This window comes from Streptomyces sp. JN8 (genome assembly GCF_055808075.1).
This window is the reverse complement of record NZ_CM147852.1, coordinates 4,985,869-5,006,871: the sequence shown is the minus strand read 5'-3', so window position 1 is coordinate 5,006,871 and position 21,003 is coordinate 4,985,869. Positions and strand designations below refer to the sequence as shown.

The window sequence follows — 21,003 nt, the reverse complement described above, 5'->3', positions numbered from 1 at the left end:
AAGGGCAGGCATGTCGGGACGAAGAGCCCCAGACCTACCGGCGGGTAACCGCCGCGGCGGGCCGGTCGTCGCGCCGGCCCCTCCCCGCTTCTCCGGTCTTCTCCGGTCTTCTCCGGTCTTCTCCGGTCTTCTCCGGTCTTCTCCGGTCTCCTCCGGGCGCGGGCCCGAAACGGGGGAACCCCGGCCCGGCGCGCACGGGGGATGGGCGCGTCGGGCCGGGGTGGTCACCGCGGGAGGGTCGGAGGGTCCGCGTGAGCCGCCGGACTCACGCGGACCGCCGGGCTCACTTCAGGTGAAGCTGCTGGCCCGGGTAGATGAGGTCGGCGTCCTCGACGACGTCCTTGTTGAGCTTGAACAGCTCGGCCCAGCCGCCCTTGACGCCGTGCGCCTGGGCGATCTTGCTGAGGGTGTCGCCGGTGGCGACCTTGTACTCGCCGTCGCCCTTCTTGACCTTCTTGCCGGTCGGGGTGGTGACGGTCTTCTTCGCGTCGGCCTGCGGAGCGGCCTGCTGCGCGGCCTTCTTCGGGGCCTGGCGCTTCTCGCTGCGGGTGGTCGGCTGCTCGGCCTTCCGCTCCTGCTGCGGCTGCTGGGTGCTCTGCTGCGGCGCGCTCTCGGTGGCGCCGCCCTCGTAGGAGGCGCCCGAGAGGCCCACGCCGCAGGACGGCCAGGCGCCCTTGCCCTGGCCCGCGAGGACCTTCTCGGCGACGGCGATCTGCTGCGACTTCGACGCCTGGTCGGCGGTCGAGGCGTAGGCGGTGCCGCCGTACGCGGCCCAGGTGGAGGCCGAGAACTGCAGACCGCCGTAGTAGCCGTTGCCGGTGTTGATGGACCAGTTGCCGCCGGACTCGCAGGCGGCGACGCGGTCCCACTCCGAGGCCGTGGCGGCCGAGGCGGTGCCCGCGGTCATCAGCGGGGCGGCCACGGCGACACCGGTGACGCCGACGAGCGCGGCGACCTGGGTGGCCTTGGAGGGACGGCGGTGTTTGCCCTTGGCGGAAAACAGCATGGGGATTCTCCTCACCGACGCCTGTGAGGTGAGCTGTCGGGTTCGGGCCGGAAGGTGCCCGGCCGCGTGTCCTAGCACGCGGCTTCACCCCAAGCCGGTCTTCGGCCGTCTGTCTCAACGGCCGGGACCGGCACTTACCTTGGGTCCCCCACTCCTGCCTTCGGCGCTTGCGCGACGATGCCCGTCGGCCGACGGCAGGATTCGGCGTTTCGGTCGACGGGGCCCGCGGTGGCGAGCGGTGACGACCGTAGACACAGACCCACCGGAAGTTCAAAGACCCTCATAGGGGAGAAATCGCCCCTGCTTGCCTTCCGGTGGGTCGTGTTTGCGCAGGTGAGAGGTGACGGGAGCAAAGTTTGCGGGCGCGACACGCCAGTTGGGGTGAAGAGACCCATGTCTCACTTGCCCAGAACCGGACATACGCGCCCGAACTACTCCGCCGACGCGGTCGAACCGTTCGTCAGGTCAAGCGCCTGACCAGGGAGGATGAGGTCCGGATCGAGGCCCACGGTCCGCCGGTTGGCGTCATAGAGGGCGGTCCAGCCTCCGGGGAGTTCGTTCTCCTGTGCAATGTCGGAGAGGTTGTCACCCGGCTGCACGAGGTAGGAGTCCGACTTGCCCTGACTGTCCGTTGCGTCCGTTTCCTTCGAAGCGTCAGCAGGCGACGCCTTCAGCGGCTTTTCGTCCAGCTCGTTATCCGGAGAGGCATGTCTACCTGATTCGGTAGAACTGTCCGGGTTGCCGGTTTCCTCCGGTGCGGCGTCGCCCCGGTGCTTGCCGGTGCCGGGGGTCGCCGACGACGGGTCGTCCGCCGGCGCACCGGGTGCGGTGGAGCCGGGCGCGCCGGGCGTCACGGACGCGTCGGGCGTGCCCGGGGCGGTGGGCGCGGCCGGGTCGCTCGGGTCGGTCGACGCGGGCGGGCTCGTCGGCGCGGTCGGCGAGACGGGTGCGGTCGGCGTGACGGGCGTGGCGGACGCGTCGGGCGACGCCGTCCCCGGGGCCTTCTGCTCGGCCTCGGACTTGTCGGCCTCCTCGGCCCCCTTGTCGGCCTCGGCGGCCTCTCCGGAGGTCCCGGGCAGGCCGGCGTTCCAGTTGGACTCGGGAACCGGTCCGGTGGGGGCCTTGGGGACGCTCGTGGGGCCGGGGTCCACACCCGGGGACGCGCCGTCGTTCTTCAGGCCGGCGATCGGCGCGCAGGTGGCCCACTCGTTCGAACCCTTGGCGAGGGCCTTCTCGGCCACCGCGATCTGCTGGGCGCGGCTGGCGAGGTCGGGGCTGGGCGCGTACGACAGGCCGCCGTGGCGCTCCCAGCTGTCCTGGGTGAACTGGAGCCCGCCGTACATGCCGTTGCCGAAGTTGGCGCTCCACTGGCCGCCGGACTCGCATTCGGCGACCCGGTCCCAGGTGGCCGCGTCGGCGGCGGAGGCGGACCCGGTGGCGAGCAGCGGCAGCGCCATGGCGGAGCCGGTCACGCCCGCGGCGACGACGATTGCGGGGGCCTGACGGGGGCGACGGTGACGTCCGTTCCCGGAACGCATAGAAGCGCCTTTCGCGTGACGACTGTGTGGGCGCGCCCGAGTTGTCACACCTGGCCGAATTACTCAACCACGTTGACGAACCGAGCTGACGGGGAAGGTAGCCGTATTCGAACGCTCATCACAAGTCGATGCACCCGCGATCACGTGAAGATCACATTTCTGACGGACTCTCACTTTGTGTGAGTCGCACGGAAGGGGAGAACTCGACCGGAAGCGTGCGCAAACCGCGCATGATGAGCCCTCCGCGCCAGCGCAGTTCCGCGGGATCCGCGGCAAGTCGCAGGTCCGGCAGCCGGGTCAGCAGGGTGGCGAGCGCGGTCTGTCCCTCCAGCCGGGCGAGCGGCGCGCCGAGGCAGTAGTGGATGCCGTGCCCGTACCCGAGGTGCTGGTTGTCGCGCCGCGCCAGGTCGAGCACGTCCGGCCCGTCGAACCGCTCCGGGTCCCGGTCCGCGGCGGCGAGCACGACGAGGACGGGGTCGCCCGCCGGGATGTCCTGCCCGCCGATGGTCAGGGGCTCGGTCGCGTACCGCCAGGTGGCCATCTCCACCGGTCCGTCGTACCGCAGCAGTTCCTCGATCCCGGTCTCCAGGAGCCCGGTCTCCCCCGCCGCGACCGACGCCTGGAGCAGCTCGCGCTGCTCGGGGTGGCGCAGAAGCTGGTACATGCCGTTGCCGATGAGGTTGACGGTCGTCTCGAAACCGGCGAAGAGCAGGATGAAGGCCATGGCGGCGGCCTCGTTCTCGGTGAGGTGCTCGCCGTGGTCGGAGGCCTTGATGAGTCCCGAGATGAGGTCGTCGGCCCCTTCTTGCCGCAGGCCTTCCCGCTTGCGGTGGATCAGCTCGGCGAGGTAGCCGCGCATCTTCTTCACCGACCGCGCGACCCCGCCGCGCGGCCCGCCGCCGTGCCGGATCATCATGCCGGCCCAGTCGCGGAAGTCGTCCTGGTCCTCCTCGGGCACGCCGAGCAGGTCGCAGATCGCGTAGATGGGGAGCGGGAAGGCGAACTCGTGGATGAGGTCCGCGCTGCCCTTCTCCACGAACCCGTCGATGAGCCGGTCGGTCAGCTCCTGCACGCGCGGGGTGAACTCGGCGACCCGGCGCGGGGTGAAGGCCTTGGACACCAGCCGCCGCAGACGGGTGTGGTCCGGCGGGTCGATGTTGAGCAGATGCGTCATCAGCTCGGCCTTGCGCTCGCCCGGAATGCCCGTCTTGCCCTTGGCGTGCGGGGACTCGTCGTGGTGCGCGGGGTTCTTGGAGAGCCGCTGGTCGGCGAGGGCCTGCCGGGCGTCCCCGTACCGCGTCACCAGCCAGGCCTCGACCCCGCTGGGCAGTGTCGTCCGGTGCACGGGCGCGTGCTCGCGGAGCCAGGCGTACGCGGGGTACGGATCGCTCGCGAACTCCCAGGTGAAGAGCTCGGGCGCGGGGGCCGACGCGGGGCAGGAGGCGGGCGGGGTGCCGGGGGTGGTGCTCACTCCCCGACGGTACAGGGCCGTCCGGAGGGCGCGGTCCGGCGGTACGGGGAGCGCGGTCCGGCGGTACGAGGGGCGCGGTCTGCCGGATCCCGCGATCAAGAAGGGGGTGGTGCCCTAGATTCTTGTCGGTGGATCCTCAGATGCTCCGGAGCACGTTCGCGGTGGTCGAGAGACGGGCCGAACACGCCGTCACCTTCTTCTACTCGCATCTCTTCTGGAACAACCCCGCCATGCGCGAGCTGTTCCCCGAGGACATGCAGCCCCAGCGGGACCGCCTCTTCGCCGCGCTCACCCATGTGGTGACCCACCTGGAGTCCCCCGGTCTCCCCGGCTACCTGGGGCAGCTGGGCCGCGACCACCGCAGGTTCCTCGCCGACCCCGGGCTCTACGCCGCCGTCGGGACGAGCCTCCTCGCCGCCTTCGCGCACGCGGCGGGACCCGCCTGGACCCGGGAGGCCGAGAAGGCCTGGGCCGAGGCGTACGGACACGTCGCCGATCTCATGATGGCCGGGGCCGAGGAGGCGGCCGCGGCCGGCGAGCCCGCCTGGTGGGACGCGGACGTCGTCCGGCACGAGCGGCGCGGCGAGGACCTGGCCATCCTCACGCTGCGGCCCCGGCAGCCGCTCCCCTTCCTCCCGGGGCAGTACGTCAGCGTCGGCTCGCCGCGCGTCCCGCGCGTCTGGCGCACCTACTCCCTCGCGGACGCCCCCCGCCCCGACGGCACGGTCGAACTCCATGTGAGCCGGATCCCGGGCGGCGCGATGAGCACGGCCCTCGTCGCCGGGACGCGTCCGGGCGAGACGCTGCGGCTGAGCGCGCCCGGCGGCGGCCTCACCGCGTGCACGGAGCCGGGCGGACTCCGTACCTATATATGCGCGGGCACGGGCTGGGCGCCGGTGAGGGCGCTGCTGGCGGAGGCGGCGGAGGCCGAGCCCGACCTGCAGGGGCGGCTGTTCATGGTGGCGCGCGCGAAGGAGTACCTGTACGGCCGGGAGGACGCGGAGCGACTGAAGAAACGTCTCAGCGGCCTCAGCGTCACCTACATCACCTCGGCCCCCGGCCATCGCAGGGACCAGGCGACGGAACGGCTCGTCCAGGCGCTGCGGGCCTGCGTCCACTGGCCCGCGCACGACGTCTACCTCGCCGGCCCGCCGGGCTTCCTGACCGAGGTCGCGGAGGTGCTGGAGGAACTGGGCACCGACCCGTACCGCATCCACCACGACACCCTGCAGCCGGTGGGCCGCTTCACGGCCCGCCCCCACACCGCGGCGGAACGCCTCCTGGGCCCGCCGCCCCCGCTCTGGCACAACCCGGGGGCACGGGTCCCGCGCGAGCGGTAGCGCCGGCCGGCGGCGCGGGCCGCCGCGGCCGCGTCAGGCCTCCACGCCCTCCGCCGCCCGGATCGCGTCCCGGTAGGCGCGGGCCGCCGCGCGCAGGGCCGCCTCCGGGTCCACGCCCTCCGCCTCCGCGCGGACCGCGAGGGCCAGCAGGTCGTAGCCGACGCCCGGCTCCGCCGGGAGGGCCACGTCGAGGCCCGCCGAGCGCACCCGGCCGCCGAGCTTCGCGGCGAGTGCCAGCCCCGGCTGGCCCAGCGGCACGCCGTCCGTCACGGACTCGCGCTGCTTCTCGATCGCCTTGGTGCGCAGCCAGTGGGCCCGGACGTCCTCCGGCGTCCGGGCCTCCGCGTCCCCGAAGACGTGCGGGTGCCGGTGGATCAGCTTCTCGGCGAGGTCCCCGGCGACGTCGTCCACGGAGAAGGGCTCCTCCGGGTCCTCCTCGGCGATCCGCGCGTGGAAGACGACCTGCAGCAGGACGTCCCCGAGCTCCTCGCGCAGCGCGTCCCGGTCGTCGTCCTCGATCGCCTCGACGAGCTCGTACGCCTCCTCGATGCCGTACTTGACGAGCTCCTTGTGCGTCTGCCGGGAGGACCAGGGGCACGTGCGCCGGATGCGGTCCATGATCTGCACGACGTCCAGGAGGCGGGCGCCGGGCAGGTCGTACGAGCCGGGCAGCAGTTCCAGGTCGGGCATCGCGAGGCGGCCCGAGCCGGCGAGGCGGGCGAGTCCGTCGGTGAGCGGCCGGTCGCCCTCGCCGGAGGGCAGCAGCAGGACCGTGCGGCCGCCGGCGCAGTCGGCGACCAGCTCCTCGGCGGTGGGCCGCAGGTGCTCGACGGCGACCCCGGCCTCCCGCAGGTACGGCAGCTGGGGGTGGTGCTCGTCGGGGCAGAGCACCCGGTCCGCGCCGTGCAGCGCCTGCCAGGCGGGCCAGGACAGCAGTCCGGGTGCCACACGGTGGCTGGCGGTGAGCAGGACGATGCGGCCGGGGCTCTCAGTTGTCACCCCTCGAACTTACTCCGCCTCACGCACCGGCCGGGACGGCGCCCGGGTCCTGGCTGATCTGCCGCAGCCAGGGCGCGGTGGTGTCGCCGAGCCTGACCTGGGCGTCGTCCCAGGTGCCGTAGCGCGGGTTCACGTCGATGGCGAGGTCCTTGGAGGCGGCGGAGAAGACCTCCGTCAGCTTCCGCTGCCCCTCGGGGGTGTCCTTGACGCCCAGCTTGGCGGCGATCTTGTTCATGAGGACGTTGCGGCGGACGACGTCGTCGATCTGGCCGGGCGCCACGCCCTGCTCCTGGAGGAGCACGTCCTTCAGCCGGTCCTCGCCGCCGCTCTCGCGGACGAACGCGGTCCTGGTCTGCTGGAGCTCGGCGCGGGTGACGCCCACGCCGTTGTCGGCGGCGACCTTGTCGACGACCCGGTCGAAGATCATCACGTTGAGCTTGCGGCGGGGCAGGTCCCCGGTGGCCTGGACGAGCTGGGCGGCCTGCGGGGAGCGCTCCTGGGCGGTGCGCACGTCCTGCACCTGGGCCTGCAGGCTGGAGACGTCGATCCGCTCCCCGCCGACGACGGCCGCCGCTCCTGGATGGGCGTCGCTGCCGCAGGCGGTGAGCAGCGGGGCCGCGGCGAGCAGTGCGGCGGAGACGGTGAGCGCAGTGCGGCGGTGCAAAGGAGCCTCCCGGGCTGGTCGTGCGTCAGTTGAACGACCTTGCGGTGATCGATGTTAGGGAGTCGCCCGGGCCGGAGCCACTACTTCGGTGCGACTGTTTCCCACAACGACTCACGGGCACCCCGGGTGTCGGCCGGTACCGGCCCCTTCTCCGCCCCCGCGCGCGCCCCTTCGTACGCCCCTTCGCCCGTTCCCTCGTGGGTCTCCTTGACCAGGTAGTGCGGCCGGCGCTTCACCTCGTAGTAGATGCGGCCGACGTACTCGCCTATCAGCCCGACCATCACCATCTGCACGCCGGCGAGGGCGGTGACGGCGACGAGGAGGGTGACGTACCCGGGGGTGTCGACGCCGTGGGCGAGCGCGTCCCCGACGATCCAGACCGCGTAGCCGACGGCGACGAGGACCAGCAGGAAGCCGAGGTGCACGGCCGCCCTGAGCGGCTTGTTGTTGAAGGAGAGGAGCCCGTCGAGCCCGTAGTTGAGGAGCTTGCCGAGGGTCCACTTGGAGCGTCCCTCCTCGCGGACGGCGTTCTCGTACGAGAACGTCGTCGTCCGGAAGCCGACCCAGGAGAAGAGGCCCTTGGAGAACCGGTTGTACTCGCCGAGGCCGAGGACCGCGTCGACGGTACGGCGCGACAGGAGCCGGAAGTCCCCGACGCCGTCGACGAGTTCGACGTCGACCAGGCGGTTGACCGCCCAGTAGTAGAGGCGGGCGGTCAGGGTGCGGGTGACGCGGTCGCCCTCGCGGGTGCGGCGGGCGACGACCTGGTCGTATCCCTCGGCGTGCAGCGCGACCATGCGGTGCACCAGCTCGGGCGGGTGCTGGAGGTCCGCGTCCATGATCACGACGGCGTCCCCGGCGGCGTTGCGGAGGCCGGCCAGCATCGCCGCCTCCTTGCCGAAGTTCCGGCTGAAGGAGACGTAGCGGACGTGGCGCGGGTCGCGCGCGGCCAGGTCCTGGAGGAGCGGGAGCGTCCCGTCCCGGCTTCCGTCGTCCACGTAGACGATCTCGAACTCGCCGTCCAGTCGGGCGAGTTCACGGGTCACATGGTCGTGGAAGCGGGCGAGGACGTCTTCCTCGTTGAAGCACGGGACGACGATCGAGAGCAGCACGCCGACCACGACAACGGAGCCCGGTGTCCCGGCCGGTCCGCGGGGATGGCGCCGAGAAGACCATTGCGTGAACGGGGTCGCGGGGACCGGATCCGCCCGGTCGGGCGCTGGCATATTCGACGGGTCATGCCGAACGCCACTCGTCCGCGGGGCCCCTCGACGGCCGCCCCCGCGCCGCCCGCCGCCGCGGCCCCCGCGCCCCGGCGCGCGTCCGGGGGGCCGCGCTCCGCGCTCCTCGCCGCGCTGATCACCGTGCTCGCCGTCTGCGGCGGCGACGCGGTCGCCCGGGTCTTCCCCTTCGGCCCCCGCCACCGGGCCGTCAACGACCTCGCGAACCAGTTCGTGCCCTTCCACGCGCACCTGTGGGACCTGCTGCACGGCCGCGCGGACGGCGGGCTGCTGCTCGACTGGCAGGCGGGATGGGGCACGAGCTTCCTCCCCGACTACGGCACCTACCTGTCGAGCCCCTTCGCCCCGCTGGTCGCCCTCCTCCCGCGCGGGGACGTCGAGTACGCGGTGTACGCGATCACCGTCCTCAAGACGGCGGTCGCGGCGGCGGCCATGACGCACCTGCTGCGCCGGACCGGCCCCGGCCGCTGGTGGTGGGCCTCGGCCCTGGGCGCCTCGTACGCGCTCTGCGGCTGGTCGCTCGCGGAGGGCACGTACAACCCGATGTGGCTGGACGGCCTGATCGCCTTCCCGCTGCTCTGCCTGGTCGGCGAGTGGGTACGGCAGGGCGTGCGGCCCGTCCTGGGGCCGCTGGCCGTCGCGGCCTGCTGGGTGGCGAACTTCTACACGGCCTACATGGCGACGATCGGGGCGGCCCTGGTCCTGGCCGTCCGCCTCACGGCGGAGCACGCCCCGGCGGGGACCGCTCCCGCGCGCACGACCGAACGCGGCACGGCCGCCGCGGGTGCGGCCGCCGCAGACGCGGGCCCGCCCGGCCAGGGCGCCCCCGCCGCGGCCGCTCCGGGCCCGACCGCCCCCGGCCTCCGCGCTCCCGGCCAGGCCGCCCCCGCTGGGGCCGCCCCCGCTGGGGCCGCCCCCGCTGGGGCCGCTCCCGCCGCGGCCGCTCCGGCCGCGTCCGCCGACGGTGGTCGGCGCCCCGCCGCGCGCGGTGCCGTCCGCGTCCTGCTGCGGGCCGGGCTGACGACCGGGACCGGGATCGCCCTCGCGGCGCCCGTCCTCGTCCCCGTCTTCCTCGGCTCGCGCCACGCGCACCCCGGCCTGGTGAAGGAGTTCGACCCGGCGCCCGCGACGGACGTCCTCGCCCGGCTGCTCCCCGTGACGTACAGCTTCGCGACACCCGCGGCCTTCGTGTCCACGGCGGTGCTCCTGCTCGTCGCCGCCCTCCCGTTCCGCCGCGAGATCCCCGGCCGCCGGCGGTGGGCGTGGGCGGGGCTCTGCCCGGCGGTCGCGGCCTCCCTGCAATGGGGGCCGACGCACCTCGTGTGGCACGCCTTCGCCACCCCGAACGGCAGCCCGTACCGCCAGACCTTCGTCCTCGCCGGCGTCCTCGTCCTCGCCGCGTGGACCGGCCTCGCCCACGGCCCCCCGGGCCGCCGCGCGCTCCTCGGCGGGGTCGCGGTGGTCGCGGCCCTGTCCCTGGGCGCGCTCCCCAGCCCCTTCCTCACCCCCTGGGCCCTCGCCCTCACGGCCGCGGGCCTCGCGGCGACGGCCGGCGCGCTGCTCCTGACGCGACGGGGCCGGCACGGGGCGCTGGCCGCGCTCCTGGTCGTCGGGACGGTGGTCGGCCAGGCCGCGGCGACGACGGCGTACGCGGACCGGGAGCGGCTCGCCCGGCTCGACGACTACCCGCCGTGGGGCGACGGGCAGCGCCGCAGGGCGGCGGCCCTCGCCGAGGCGGACGGCTGGCCCGCCCACCGCACGGACCCCGGCCTGCCCCGGGTCGCGGGCAACGACCCGCTGCTGCTGGGCGGGCAGGGCGCCGCGTACTACAGCAGCCACACCCCGGCGGTCCTGACGGAGCTGATGACCGCCCTGGGCGGCGGCTGGACCTCCCGGGGCCGGAACCTGCTGAGCCTGGACAACCCGGTGACGGACGCGCTGTTCGGGGTGGGGGCGCGCTGGCGGGCCGGAGAGGTGGTCCGCGCGGACCCGTCGGCGCCACCGCTCCCGCTGGTGACGGTACGGCCGCCGGGCCCGGGTCCGGCGTACGGCCCGTCCCCCTTCCGCAACCAGGAACTCCTGCTGGGCGCCCGGGTGTACGAGGCGCCCCGGGCGGGCGGCGCGTGCCGGGTGGGCACGGAGGTCTTCCTCTGGGCCCCCGACGCGACGGGCACGGCGGGCCTGGGCCGGTACGAGACGGAGCTGCTCGGCGGGCGGCCGAAGCGACGGGCGGCGCTGACCTCGCTGGGCGTGCAGGAGCGGGCGGAGGCGCGGCCCCGGATCCCGCGCGGCGGGACGGCCGAGGTGCGCTGCCTGGACCGCGACCGGCTGCGCGCGGCGGTGGCGGCGCTGCGCGGCCGGGCCGCGACGGGGGTCGAGGTCCGGTCGGACGGCCTCACGGCCACGCTCCCGCCCGGCGCGACCGGCACGGCGGTGGTGGCGGCCCCGAGGATCGCGGGCTGGCGGTGCGAGGGGCGGCCGGCCCGGGCGTACGGCGGTCTGCTGGCCGTCGGCATCCGCCCGGGGGCGACGGCCGTGCGCTGCGCCTTCCACCCACCGGGCCTGCGGGCGGGCCTGACGGCGGGTGCGGCGGGCACGCTGCTGCTCGCCCTGTCGTGGCGCCTCGGCACCGGGTCCCGCCGACGGGCGGGAAGCCGGGCGGGAGGCCGGTTGGAAGGCCCGGCAGGAGGCCCGGCGGAAGACCGAGCGCAGGGTCCGGCGGGAAGCCGGGCAGAGGGCCCGGCGGGAAGCCGGACAGAAGGCCGAGCGGAAGGCCCGGCGGGAAGCCGGGCAGAAGGCCGGACGTAAGGCACGGCGGGAAGCCGGGCAGAAGGCCGGACGTAAGGCACGGCGGGAAGCCGGGCAGGGGGCGTCGGGTGAACCCTGGGCCTGGTCGGCCCGGGTGGGTGCCCTGTCCCGCGCCCTGGGCTCGGCTCGCGGCCCGCCCACGGCCCGGGACCCGGGCCCGTACTCCTGTCCGCGCCCGGGTCTCGGCGCGATGGGGCCCTTCCCGTTCCCCCGACCCGCCCGTGCCCCGTCCCGCTCAGGTCGTGAGCGCGTCGATGCGCCAGCCGATCGCGCCCGAGGCGCCGGGGCGGCCGGTCACGGTGAGTGGGAGCTCGGCGGGTGCGCTCGTGATCCGGTGCAGCACGGTGACGCCGTCGCACGGCACGGCCGGGATCTCCCGGCCGTCGACGACGGGCACGACCGCCCCGTCCCCGGCGCAGACCAGGGTCAGCCAGTAGGCGGCCCCCTTCTTCAGGAGCGCGCGGTGGTGCACCCCGTCCTCGACCCGTTCGGTCCCCGACATGACGAACGCCGGATCGTCCGGGGAGACGGTGTCCAGGACGGACTTCACCCGCTCCATCCGTTCCTCCTGCTCCTCCCGCGCCGCCGCGGTGCGCCCCCGCTCGGGAGCGGACGCGGCGGGCGGGGTCGTCGGGTCCGGTTCCGGGGCGGGCCCCTGGCCCGTGCACCCCGCGGCCCCGAGCCCGAGAAGGCCGAACGCGGCCCCCTTCACCAGATACGCGCGCACTCCGGTCATCCGTCCGCCTCTCCCCCGTGATCCCATGTCCCCGGTCGGCGACGCTAGTCCACGGCCGGGCGGCGCCGTCGGGCTATCCGCGTTCGCTGAGCAAGATCTGAGGAACACCAGGCGGCGGGAGCGGTCGGTCGTGCCGCTCCCAGCGGACCTCGCCGTCCTCCACCCGGTCCGTGGGGGCGAGGCCGGCCGCGGCGGCGACGGCCGCCGACGCCGCGTGGTCCGGATGGACGTGGGCCACGATCGTCCGCGCGCCGTGCTCCACGAGCAGGCCGACCAGTCCCCCGGCCGCCTCCCGGGCGATGCCCCGCCCCTGCCAGCCGGTGCCGATCACCCACGCGACCTCCGCGACCCGGCCGCCCTCCGTGACCGTCGCCTGCACGGTCCCGGTCAGCCGGCCGTCGGAGCGCAGCCGGACGACCCAGTTGGCCCAGACCGTCGCCGGGTCCGGCGACCCGGCCGCCAACCGCTCGTACCGCGCCCGCAGTGCGGCCGGGGACAGCGGAGCCCCGCCGATGAACGCGTGCAGGGCGGGATCGTCGAGCACCCCCGCCATCTCCTCGGCGTGCGCGACGTCGAGCGGTACGAGGTCCAGGCGGGCGGTCCGTACCGTCCGCGCGGCCACCCCGCCCGCCTCCGCCGCCCACGGGCCCTCCGGGCCCGGGCCCGTGCTCACACGTCCCCCAGGAAGCCGGGGTCGGTCTCGTCCAGCCCCACGCTCGTCTGCCGGGCGAGGCCCAGCAGTTCCGCCATCGCCACGACCCGGCGGCTGGTCCCCGCGAGGTCCCGGTGCGCCTCCGCCGACCACAGCGGCGGGTACAGGGTGAGGCCCCGGTCGCCGTCCAGCGGGCGGACCTCCTCCCGCCAACCGGGCCAGCGCAGGCCCTCGTAGAACTCCTCGGTGCCGCCGGACAGCATCCACGACAGCCAGGCCCCGTATCCGGCGCCCAGCGCGTCCCAGCGCAGCGAGTCCGGCGCGAAGTACACCATCTCGCCCGGCTGCCCCGGCAGCCCCGTCTCGTCCGCCGTTCCGCCCTGGAGGACGAACGCCCCGCCGAGCACGTCGTGGGCCACGACGAGGCCCGCGCCGGGCCGCCACCCCGGGTCGGCCGCCGGGTCCGCGGGGAAGCCGTTGACCCGCGCGAGGGACGGCAGCCGCCGGTCGTCGGCGGCGGACGGGCTGCCGTAGACCCGCAGCCAGCCGTCGTCGACGAACGCCCCGCCGCTGTGCAGCAGGAAGGCCCCCAGGAAGGACCGCACGGTCACCTGCGTCCGCAGCAGCGCGGCCGCGCCCTCCGCCGCGTCGGCCTCCAGGATCTCGACGGGGACGGGCGCGGCCCGCAGCTTCTCCCCGAGGACCGGCCACGCGGGGTCCTCGACCTCGGTCAACTCACTCAGTTCACGCACCGGGGCATGCTCGCACGCCCACCGGCGCGAGCGCCCGCCCGGACCGGCAGCGGGCCGCCACGGGGCCCGCGGTCAGCGGACCGCCCTGGTGGCGCTGCCGAGGATCCGGGTCGGGGTGACGCGGACGACCACGCGGACGTGGTCCGCCGGGGCCTCGGCGTACTCCTTGCCGCCGCCGGGACCGAGGTACTCCTCGGCGATGCGGACGGCCACCGCCCGGCCGGTGTCCTCCGTGACGGCGGCCGTGCCGCGTATCTCGACGTACAGGTCGGGGTCGGCGGGGTCGAAGACGGTCAGGCCGACGCGCGGGTCCCGGAGCACGTTGCGGGCCTCGCGCCTGGCCCGGGTGGTGGAGATCAGCAGCTCGTCGCCGTCCCGGCTCACCCAGACCACCGAACTCTGCGGGCCGCCGTCGGGGTTGAGGGTGACCAGCACGGCCATGTGCCGGGCGTCGAGCAGGCCGCGTACGACGTCGTTCATCACGGGACCCGCTCCCGGCGCGGGAGCCGGGGCCGTGCCGGTGCCGGGGGCCGACACGGCGGTCGGTGGGTTCGAGGGTGTGCTCGCCGGTTCGTTCGCCGGTGCGTCGGTCGTGGTGTCGGTCGGTGCGTGGGTCTCGTCAGAGGGCATGTCCGAGAGGCTATGCGGGCGCTCCGGGGCGCCGCACCGGGAGTTCCGGCCGCGCGGCCGGGACTCCCGCGGAAAGTTTCCCGGGTCCGGTCGCAACCCCAGGGGGTGACGCACGTCTGGTGGTGTGAAGGCGCCCTTCAACCGATCCACCCGACCGTGTCCGACCCCTTCCACGGGAGAAACCCATGTCCAGCCACTCCAAGCGGACCTTCCGCACCCGCCCCCGGATCCTGGGCGTCGTCGCCGGTGCCGCGCTCCTCATCGGCGGCGGCTTCGCCGCTCAGGCCCTCGCCGACTCCGGCCCGCGGCCCGCCCCGGCGCGGCCCAAGGCCTCGGCCCCGGACGCCGCCCCCGCGGCCCCGGCCCCCGCCGCGCCGAAGCCCGCGGCCCCGGCCGCCCCCGCAGCACCGAAGCCCGCGTCGAAGCCCGTACCGAAGCCGGTTCCGAAGAGCGCCGCGCCCGTCGCCGCCCCCGCCCCGGCCGTTCCCTCGGCCGTGCCGAGGGTCGTCGCGCCCGGCGAGCCCCGCCCGGTGGCCGAGCCCGCGCCCGTCGACGAGCCGGGCGCCCGCCCCGCACCCGCCCCCGCGGTCCGGCCGACGGCCGCCCCGGCGCCCGTGCCGGCTCTGGCCGCGCCCCGCGCCGGGAAGTAGTCGCCGCGCGGTAGCACCGAGGAGCGGCGGCCCGGCCGGACACGCGCACGTCCGGCCGGGCCGCCCGCCGTCCCGCAACGGATCGAGGACCGTGCAGTTGTCGTACGCCGTACCCGCCCCCGGACCCGCCGCCCGGCCGTCGCCCTGGTGGGCCCGGCTGCTCGCCCGCACGCCCCGGACCCGGCCCCGGGAGCGACCGGGGACGGACACCGCGCCGCCCGGCGCCGGCGCCGCGGCCGGAACCGTACGGGCACGCCGTCCGCACCGGCCGGCGGCCCCCGGGGAGCAGGGCCCGCCGCCCACGCTCACCGAGCTGTACCGGGCCCGGCGGCTCGACATGGTGCGGCTCGCGGTCTTCCTCGTCGACGACCTGCCCACCGCGGAGGACGTCGTGCAGGACGCGTTCGCCGCCGTGTGCCGGACGTACGGCACGTCCCTGCGCGGACTGCAGGACCCGGGCGCGTACCTGCACACCGCCGTGGTCAACGCCGCCCGTTCCGTGCTCCGCAGACGCCGCACCGCGCGCGCGTACACCCCGCCGCACCCGGTCGCCGCGGCGCCCGTGGACGAGGGGCTGCTGCTCGCCGAGGAGCACCGGCGCGTGCTCGACGCGCTGGCCGGGCTGACCCGGCGCCAGCGCGAGGTCCTCGTCCTGCGCTACTGGTCGGAGCTGACCGAGGCGCAGATCGCGCAGGCCCTCGGGCTCTCGCGCGGCACGGTGAAGTCCACCGCGAGCCGCGCGCTGGACGCCCTGGAGAAGAAGCTGGAGGCGGGCCGATGAGACCGCGTGCGGAAGACCCCGGAACCGTCGTCGAGGAACGGCTGCGCGCCGCGTTCGCCGCGCGCGCGGCCCTCGTCACCCACCGGAACCTGCGCCGTGACGAGCCCCCGGTGGGGCGGAGCTGGGGGCTGCGGCGGGTGCGCGGCGTCGCGTTCGCCTCGTTGGGGGCGGTCGCCGCGGCGGCGGCCGCGTACCTGCTCGTCCTGGTGCCGGCCGACGGTGTCTCCCCCCTTCCGGCGCCGCCCGCGCGCCCGCCGGGGGTCGGCGAGTCCTCGGCCGTGCCCACGCCCTCCCCCGTCGCCCCCTCGGTCACCGGGCCGGACGTCCCGCCGGAGCCGGAGCCGGAGGCGGTACGGGGGCCGGAGGGCGCTCCGCGGACGCCGGACGGCGGCCCCGGACCGACGGCCGGTCCGCCGACGGGAACGGCGACGGGGACCCCGCGCCCCGGAGCGGACCCCGCGCCGCCGGCAGTCCCGCGGCCCGGCGGGCACACCACGGATCCGGCCGATCCCGGCGATCCGGTGGCGACCGGCCGGCCGTGACCGCGGGGAGGGCGGGACGCGTGAAGGGCCGGAACCCCGGCGGGGTTCCGGCCCTTCACGGACGTCCGGGTGCGCGGACTACTTCTTGACCGGGACCTCTTCGAGGCACAGCACGAACTTGTCCGACTCCAGCTGCTGCGCGAGCGCCGACAGCTCCGTGCCGCACTTGTTCACGTCGAAGGTGTCGTCGATGACCTTGACGACCTTGAACAGGTCGGCCTTGCCCGAGGAGCAGTCCGTGGTGTCGACCTTGGGGTCGTTGTCCGGGCCCGTGACGGTGACGCACTCGCCGGCCTTCGCGTGCACGGGGGCGTCGCCGGTGAGGTACGGCAGGCCGAACTTCACGCCGACGGCGACGATGATCGCGACGACGACACCGCCGACCTTCTTGAGGATGCGGCTGCCCTTGCTCGCGGGGGCGGCGGGCTGCTCCGGGGCGGTGGGCTGCTCGGAGGTGAAGGGCGCGGGCGGCGTCGTCATGAGTGATTCCTTGGGGACGTGAACATGATCAGACGCGAACGCTACATGCGCCAAAAAGGACAAAAGCTGATCAGGGAGAACCGTTGACCGATCAGTTGTCGAGTCGTGACCCTGGCACTCCGTCAGGAGCGCGGCCCCAGCCGGCTCTGGTGCTCCAGCACCCGTCGCAAGTCCGCCGGAAGCGGGTGATACGGGCCGAACGCCCGCTCCGCGTCGAACAGCAGCCGCTGGAGCTGCTCCCGACCCTCGGTGTGCTCCCCCGTCGCCACGAGGAGCAGCGCGATCCGCTGCCGGATGTCGAAGGCGCGCTCCCGGTCGCCCTCGTAGTACGGCAGGACCGCGCGGAACTCGGCGAGCGCGGCGGCCGTCTCCCCCAGCTGCTCCAGGCAGAGGGCGGCGTCGTAGCGGAACTGGAGCCCCTGCGGATCCGCCGGCCCCGCCTCCGCGTCGCGGTCCGCCGCGAGGCGGCGCAGCTCGGGCAGGGCGCGACGGTACTGGCCGTCGTCCATCAGCGTGGACGCGTACTGCTTGCGCAGGATGCGGACGACCGGCGAGCGCTCGCCGTGCTCGACCGCGGCGGCGGGAAGGATCCCGCCCAGCATGTCGACGGCCCGGGTGAGCGCGCCCTCCCCGAGCAGCCGCTTCACCTCGTCGACGGCGGCGGCGACATCCGGGCGGGCGGGAACGGCCGCGGGCGGGGGCGGGTACGAGGTCCGCGGATCGCCCACGGAGTCGGCACGGGCGGGCACGGGCGGAGGCGGCGGCGCGCCGACGGGCTGAGGCGGCGGGGCCTGCGCCGGAACGCCGTGCGCCGGTCCGGCCGCGCCCGGCGGCACCGCGGACGCCGTCGGGCGGTCCGGCCAGGGGGCGTACGGACGGAGGAACGGCCGGGTCGGATCCATCGGCCCGGCCGGGGCCCCGCGGGCGGGGAGCAGCGGCAGCAGCTCCTCGTACACCTCGTGCGCGCCGGACGGGCGTTCCCGCGGGTCCTTGGCGAGCAGTCGCAGGACGAGCGCTTCGAGGGGCTCGGGGACCTCGGGCCGCAGCTGGCGGAGCGCCACGGGGGACTCGTACAGGTGGCGGTGGAGGACGCCGAGCGCGGTGGATCCGGCGAACGGCACGTTCCCGCTGAGGAGTTCGTGCAGCAGCACACCGAGGGCGTACAGGTCGGTGGAGGGCCCGACGGCGCCGCCCATGGCCTGCTCGGGGGCCATGTAGGCGGGGCTTCCGATGGGGGAACCGGTATGGGTGAGACGGGTGGTGTCGCTGTCCAGGACCGAGGCGACGCCGAGGTCGAGGACGAGGACGGATCCGTCGGGGCGGACCATCACGTTCCGCGGCTTGAGGTCGCGGTGGACGATCGGCACGGCGTGGACCGCCGCGAGCACGGCGCACAGCTGCGCGGCGACGGAGACCGCCCACTCCCACGGGTACGGGTCGTGCTCGGCGAGGTGGTCGGCGAGGTCGGCGCCCTCCACGTACTGCATGACGAGGTACAGGTCCTCGCCCTCGCTGCCGGCGTCGTGGACGGTCACGAGGCCGGGGTGGTCGACGTGCGCGGTCACCCGGCACTCGCGCACGAAGCGGCGGCGGAGTTCGTCGGCGGCGGTGGACGGGCCCGTCAGGGTGGCCGGCCGGAGCAGCTTCACCGCGACCCGGCGGTCGAGCCTGCGGTCGTACGCCGTCCAGACCTGGCCCATGCCGCCCTGCCCGATGACGGTGGCGAGCTCGTAACGCCCACCGATCACACGCCCGTTCACGCCCGACCGTCGCCTTCCCCGGACTGCCGGAGCAGGTCGCTGAGCTCGTCGAGCTCGGCGCGGACCTGGTCGATGCGGGGGGCACGACCGGGCAGCGGGTGCGGGGCCGGGCCGGGGTCCGGGGCGGGCGAGGCGTCCGGTGTCCGCCCGGGGGGCGGCGGGGCCTGCCCGGCGGGTGGGGCGGGGGCGTACGGGTGGGGGGCCGACGCCGGGTGGGCCGGGGCCGGCTGCGGGCCGGGGGCCGGGTGCGGGCCGGGACGCGAGCCCGGGGCCGGCGCCGTGACCGCGGCGGGCGGGTAGCCGTACCCCGGGGCGGCGTGGCCGGGCGCGGCGTACCCCGGCACGGCGTACCCGGGCTGCGGCGTGCCGTACGCGTACCCCTGCACCTGCCCCTGTCCGTGCGGCCCGTGGGGCGGCGAGGACGGGGACGGAACCATGATCACGACCGGGGCCGGCTGGTGGTGCCGGATGTCGACCACCAGGAAGTAGCAGGTCACGATCGCCATCTGGACGAGCAGCACGATCATGCCCGCGGTGTTCATCCACGTACCGGCGAAGCGCTGCTCCAGCGGCACCACGCACCCGACGTTCAGCACCAGTTGGGCCCAGAAGAGCGTCCAGTCCCGTCCGGTGCGGCGCATGATCGCGATCCGGAGCATGGCGACCCACGCGAGGAAGCCGAGCGACAGGACCACCAGGACCGTGATGAGGACCCGGACGGTGATCGTGGCCGCCGACGGGCCGGCGGCCCGCGGCGGCGGCGCGGGCGCGGGCACCTGACCGTACATACGACGCTCCCCCAGGACGCTTGACCGGACCATGCCTGACCGGACCGCCGGGGTCGATCAGACCAAGAGAGTATGACGGCCCTTCACGCGGGCTCCACGCTTCCGTCCGCGAGACCGTCGTACAGCCCCTGGACCAGCTGCTCGCCGAGGCGGGCGGCGAGCCGCAGGGTCTCCTCGAACTCGGCGAGCGACTTGAAGTGGGCGCCGTGCCTGCGCTGGTCGGCCAGGGGCAGCCGGGGCAGCTGGAGGCGGCGCACGTCGAGCCGGGCCGCGGTCGAGGCGAAACTGCTGGCCTGCCGGTTGTTGGCGGTGCCGCGGAGGAACCCGGCGAGGAACCAGGGGTCGAGGGCCGCCGGTTCGGGCCGCAGGAGCTGGAGGTTCCGGCCGAGGGCCGCACCGGCGGTGGCCGCGTCCACGACCCGTGCGACGGCGCCGCCGCCGAGGACGGGGACGACGACGTCGCCCTCGGCGACGAGGACGGGCTCCTCGCCCTCCTCCCCGGGGCCTCCGGCGGGGAGGGCGCCGGAGGGCACCGCCCCGGACAGGACGTCGTGCTCGGTGAGGACCGGCACCCCGCCCCCCGCGGGGGCCGTGCCCGCGCCCCCGGTCCGCAGCTGGAGGGCTCCGGTGCGGGCGAGTTCGCCGACGGTGGTGAGGGGGCGGGGCGCGGGGCGCGCCGGGACCGGGGTGGGGGCGAGGCCGCGGGTGCGGCGGAGGGTCTCGTCGAGTCGGTCGCGGACGGCGGCGAGTTCGGGGGCGGTGCCGCCGGCGGCGGGGGCGGCGAGGTAGCGGGCGGGTGCCAGGTCGACCTCGTCGTCGAGGAGCTCGATGACGGGGACGGCGCGGGCCACGGACGCGTCGCCGCCGCGGCCGGCCCAGGCGTCGAGCACCGCGTTCCGCAGGGCGGGCCAGGGGAGTTTGTCGCGTCCGGCGTCCGGGACGAGCCCCGCGGTGTCCACGAACAGCGTCTCCGCCGGGGGCCGTTCGTCGACGCCGGGGCGGACGAGCACCCAGAGGTGGAGCGGGATGCCGTACGGGGGTGCGGCGCCGGCCGGGAGGGCGACGACGGCCCGGAGCGCGCCGCGGCGCAGCAGGTCGGCGCGGATGCGGCGGCCGGAGCGGCGGGAGGCGACGGCGGGCGGCATCAGGAGGACGGCGGTGCCGCCGGGGCGGAGCCGGGCGAGGGCGTGCTGCACCCAGGCCAGCTCGGACTCCGTGCGGGCCGGGAAGCCGTACTCCCAGCGGGGGTCGTAGGCGAGTTCGTCGTGGCCCCAGGCCCGCTCGTTGAACGGGGGGTGGCACAGGACGGCGTCGGCGGCGAGCGCCGGGAAGGCGTCGGCGCGCAGCGTGTCGCCGGCGGCGGCCCGGACCTCGGCGTCGCCGTGGAGGGCGAGCCGGAGGGCGGAGAGGGCGGCCAGGTCGGGGGCGGCGTCCTGGGCGTGGAGCGCGGTGGGGTGCGGGACCGCGCGCAGCAGGCCGCCGGTGCCGGAGGCCGGGTCGAGGACGCTGGCGACGGGGCGGCCCTGGGGTGCCGCGGCGGCGGCGAGGGCGGCCATGAGCTCGGCCAGCGGGGGCGGGGTGAGCGTGTACTGGCGGGGGTTGGCGTCGAGGTGGCGGCCGAGCAGGAACTCGAAGGCCTGGCGGGCGCCGCCGAGCTCGACGGCCAGCTCGACGGCGGCGCGGAGCAGGGGGACGGCGGGGAGCGTCTCGGCGGCGGTGGGGGTGTGAACCGACCTGTGCGGGCCGAGGCGGGCGGTGAGGACCTCCTCGAAGACGCCGGGCAGGAGTGCGCCGAGGCGGTCGTCGGGGAGTGCGGCCAGTTCGGTCCAGGCGCCCGGGCGGGAGCGGAGGAGGAGCAGGGCGCAGCCGGTGTGCAGGAGGCCGGCGACGGTGCCGCCGGGGTGGCCGGAGAGCTGCTGCCAGACGCGCTCGCGGAGCGGGACCTCGGCGAGTTTGCCCTGGTCGCGGAGCCATTGCTCGATGTCGGCGAGGGAGAACGACGGGCTGGTCTCGGTGCCGCCGACGGGCTTGGGGAAGTCGGCGTGGCGGCGGCGCCAGTTGCTCACGGCGGCCCTGCCGACGCCGGCGAGCCGGGCGATGCCGGCGGCGGTGACCTCTGTCGTGCTCTCTTCGGGCACCTGTCCGTCTCCCCTCGTACGTGTGTG

Annotated in this window: 19 protein-coding genes and 1 riboswitch; of the genes, 5 read left to right on the top strand and 14 right to left on the bottom strand. The window is 75.6% G+C overall.

The genetic code is table 11. The features are described 5' to 3' along the window. Positions 1–283: 283 nt before the first annotated feature. The 3 genes from ACY0MR_RS22115 to ACY0MR_RS22105 form a co-directional block, all read right to left on the bottom strand. Positions 284–1,006, bottom strand: a complete 723-nt coding sequence (locus ACY0MR_RS22115; protein ID WP_388806081.1) for a transglycosylase family protein — start codon at positions 1,004–1,006, stop codon at positions 284–286. Positions 1,007–1,009: 3 nt separating this feature from the next. Further along, a riboswitch (cyclic di-AMP (ydaO/yuaA leader) is annotated at positions 1,010–1,182 on the bottom strand. Between the two features lie 255 nt (positions 1,183–1,437). Further along, positions 1,438–2,478 (bottom strand): transglycosylase family protein, encoded by a 1,041-nt coding sequence (locus ACY0MR_RS22110; protein WP_473554870.1) that lies wholly within the window; start codon positions 2,476–2,478, stop codon positions 1,438–1,440. A gap of 217 nt (positions 2,479–2,695) precedes the next feature. Beyond that, complete coding sequence (locus ACY0MR_RS22105; protein WP_388806085.1) at positions 2,696–4,015, bottom strand: cytochrome P450 family protein; 1,320 nt, start codon at positions 4,013–4,015, stop codon at positions 2,696–2,698. A 140-nt stretch (positions 4,016–4,155) separates the two neighbouring features. Between ACY0MR_RS22105 and ACY0MR_RS22100 the strand changes: the two genes are divergently transcribed. Beyond that, positions 4,156–5,355 (top strand): globin domain-containing protein, encoded by a 1,200-nt coding sequence (locus ACY0MR_RS22100; protein ID WP_473554867.1) that lies wholly within the window; start codon positions 4,156–4,158, stop codon positions 5,353–5,355. Positions 5,356–5,388: 33 nt separating this feature from the next. Here ACY0MR_RS22100 and ACY0MR_RS22095 read toward each other — a convergent pair whose 3' ends face one another. From ACY0MR_RS22095 to ACY0MR_RS22085, 3 genes are all read right to left on the bottom strand, one after another. Beyond that, a complete protein-coding gene (locus ACY0MR_RS22095; RefSeq protein WP_361849112.1) occupies positions 5,389–6,354 on the bottom strand; it encodes a nucleoside triphosphate pyrophosphohydrolase in 966 nt (321 codons plus the stop codon). 19 nt (positions 6,355–6,373) lie between these two features. Next, positions 6,374–7,018 carry a SurA N-terminal domain-containing protein gene (locus tag ACY0MR_RS22090; protein ID WP_361849115.1) on the bottom strand — a complete coding sequence of 215 codons (645 nt, stop codon included), beginning with the start codon at positions 7,016–7,018 and terminating at the stop codon, positions 6,374–6,376. An 80-nt stretch (positions 7,019–7,098) separates the two neighbouring features. Continuing rightward, positions 7,099–8,130, bottom strand: coding sequence for a glycosyltransferase family 2 protein (locus ACY0MR_RS22085; protein WP_451061707.1), 1,032 nt, complete (start codon positions 8,128–8,130; stop codon positions 7,099–7,101). A gap of 126 nt (positions 8,131–8,256) precedes the next feature. Here ACY0MR_RS22085 and ACY0MR_RS22080 point away from each other — a divergent pair, with 126 nt between their 5' ends. Further along, positions 8,257–11,067, top strand: a complete 2,811-nt coding sequence (locus tag ACY0MR_RS22080) for a YfhO family protein (protein ID WP_473554863.1) — start codon at positions 8,257–8,259, stop codon at positions 11,065–11,067. A 235-nt stretch (positions 11,068–11,302) separates the two neighbouring features. Here ACY0MR_RS22080 and ACY0MR_RS22075 read toward each other — a convergent pair whose 3' ends face one another. From ACY0MR_RS22075 to ACY0MR_RS22060, 4 genes are all read right to left on the bottom strand, one after another. Next, complete coding sequence (locus tag ACY0MR_RS22075) at positions 11,303–11,803, bottom strand: hypothetical protein (RefSeq protein ID WP_473554861.1); 501 nt, start codon at positions 11,801–11,803, stop codon at positions 11,303–11,305. Between the two features lie 73 nt (positions 11,804–11,876). Then, positions 11,877–12,476 (bottom strand): GNAT family N-acetyltransferase, encoded by a 600-nt coding sequence (locus ACY0MR_RS22070; protein ID WP_473554858.1) that lies wholly within the window; start codon positions 12,474–12,476, stop codon positions 11,877–11,879. After that, positions 12,473–13,207 (bottom strand): DUF2625 domain-containing protein, encoded by a 735-nt coding sequence (locus ACY0MR_RS22065; RefSeq protein ID WP_473554856.1) that lies wholly within the window; start codon positions 13,205–13,207, stop codon positions 12,473–12,475. Before ACY0MR_RS22065 ends, ACY0MR_RS22070 begins: the two co-directional genes overlap by 4 nt. A gap of 72 nt (positions 13,208–13,279) precedes the next feature. Continuing rightward, positions 13,280–13,837 carry a PPOX class F420-dependent oxidoreductase gene (locus tag ACY0MR_RS22060; protein ID WP_473554854.1) on the bottom strand — a complete coding sequence of 186 codons (558 nt, stop codon included), beginning with the start codon at positions 13,835–13,837 and terminating at the stop codon, positions 13,280–13,282. 185 nt (positions 13,838–14,022) lie between these two features. On the opposite strand from ACY0MR_RS22060, the gene ACY0MR_RS22055 reads away from it, so the two are divergent. The 3 genes from ACY0MR_RS22055 (at position 14,023) to ACY0MR_RS22045 (ending at position 15,810) form a co-directional block, all read left to right on the top strand. Next, a complete protein-coding gene (locus ACY0MR_RS22055; RefSeq protein WP_473554851.1) occupies positions 14,023–14,487 on the top strand; it encodes a hypothetical protein in 465 nt (154 codons plus the stop codon). Between the two features lie 91 nt (positions 14,488–14,578). Next, entirely contained in the window at positions 14,579–15,268 is a 690-nt protein-coding gene (locus ACY0MR_RS22050; protein ID WP_473554849.1) for an RNA polymerase sigma factor, read from the top strand. Beyond that, complete coding sequence (locus ACY0MR_RS22045) at positions 15,265–15,810, top strand: hypothetical protein (protein ID WP_473554846.1); 546 nt, start codon at positions 15,265–15,267, stop codon at positions 15,808–15,810. Before ACY0MR_RS22050 ends, ACY0MR_RS22045 begins: the two co-directional genes overlap by 4 nt. Positions 15,811–15,888: 78 nt before the next feature. On the opposite strand, the gene ACY0MR_RS22040 is transcribed toward ACY0MR_RS22045, so the two are convergent. From ACY0MR_RS22040 to ACY0MR_RS22025, 4 genes are all read right to left on the bottom strand, one after another. Beyond that, the gene (locus ACY0MR_RS22040) at positions 15,889–16,290 is read right to left on the bottom strand and encodes an LppU/SCO3897 family protein (protein WP_361863337.1); all 402 of its coding nucleotides are present in this window, start codon (positions 16,288–16,290) and stop codon (positions 15,889–15,891) included. 122 nt (positions 16,291–16,412) lie between these two features. Then, positions 16,413–18,050 carry a protein kinase domain-containing protein gene (locus ACY0MR_RS22035; protein WP_473554844.1) on the bottom strand — a complete coding sequence of 546 codons (1,638 nt, stop codon included), beginning with the start codon at positions 18,048–18,050 and terminating at the stop codon, positions 16,413–16,415. Further along, positions 18,047–18,838 carry a hypothetical protein gene (locus tag ACY0MR_RS22030; protein ID WP_404085137.1) on the bottom strand — a complete coding sequence of 264 codons (792 nt, stop codon included), beginning with the start codon at positions 18,836–18,838 and terminating at the stop codon, positions 18,047–18,049. The genes ACY0MR_RS22035 and ACY0MR_RS22030 overlap by 4 nt, the downstream gene beginning before the upstream one ends. An 83-nt stretch (positions 18,839–18,921) precedes the next feature. Beyond that, a complete protein-coding gene (locus tag ACY0MR_RS22025) occupies positions 18,922–20,976 on the bottom strand; it encodes an N-6 DNA methylase (RefSeq protein ID WP_473554840.1) in 2,055 nt (684 codons plus the stop codon). Between the last annotated feature and the right edge of the window lie 27 nt (positions 20,977–21,003).

Bases quoted from the DNA above. Each gene is read 5' to 3' on its own strand.
- ACY0MR_RS22115 (WP_388806081.1), bottom strand. From the start codon at position 1,006: ATGCTGTTTTCCGCCAAGGGCAAACACCGCCGTCCCTCCAAGGCCACC.
- ACY0MR_RS22100 (WP_473554867.1), top strand. From the start codon at position 4,156: ATGCTCCGGAGCACGTTCGCGGTGGTCGAGAGACGGGCCGAACACGCC.
- ACY0MR_RS22080 (WP_473554863.1), top strand. From the start codon at position 8,257: ATGCCGAACGCCACTCGTCCGCGGGGCCCCTCGACGGCCGCCCCCGCG.
- ACY0MR_RS22075 (WP_473554861.1), bottom strand. From the start codon at position 11,803: ATGACCGGAGTGCGCGCGTATCTGGTGAAGGGGGCCGCGTTCGGCCTT.
- ACY0MR_RS22060 (WP_473554854.1), bottom strand. From the start codon at position 13,837: ATGCCCTCTGACGAGACCCACGCACCGACCGACACCACGACCGACGCA.
- ACY0MR_RS22055 (WP_473554851.1), top strand. From the start codon at position 14,023: ATGTCCAGCCACTCCAAGCGGACCTTCCGCACCCGCCCCCGGATCCTG.
- ACY0MR_RS22045 (WP_473554846.1), top strand. From the start codon at position 15,265: ATGAGACCGCGTGCGGAAGACCCCGGAACCGTCGTCGAGGAACGGCTG.
- ACY0MR_RS22040 (WP_361863337.1), bottom strand. From the start codon at position 16,290: ATGACGACGCCGCCCGCGCCCTTCACCTCCGAGCAGCCCACCGCCCCG.
- ACY0MR_RS22030 (WP_404085137.1), bottom strand. From the start codon at position 18,838: ATGTACGGTCAGGTGCCCGCGCCCGCGCCGCCGCCGCGGGCCGCCGGC.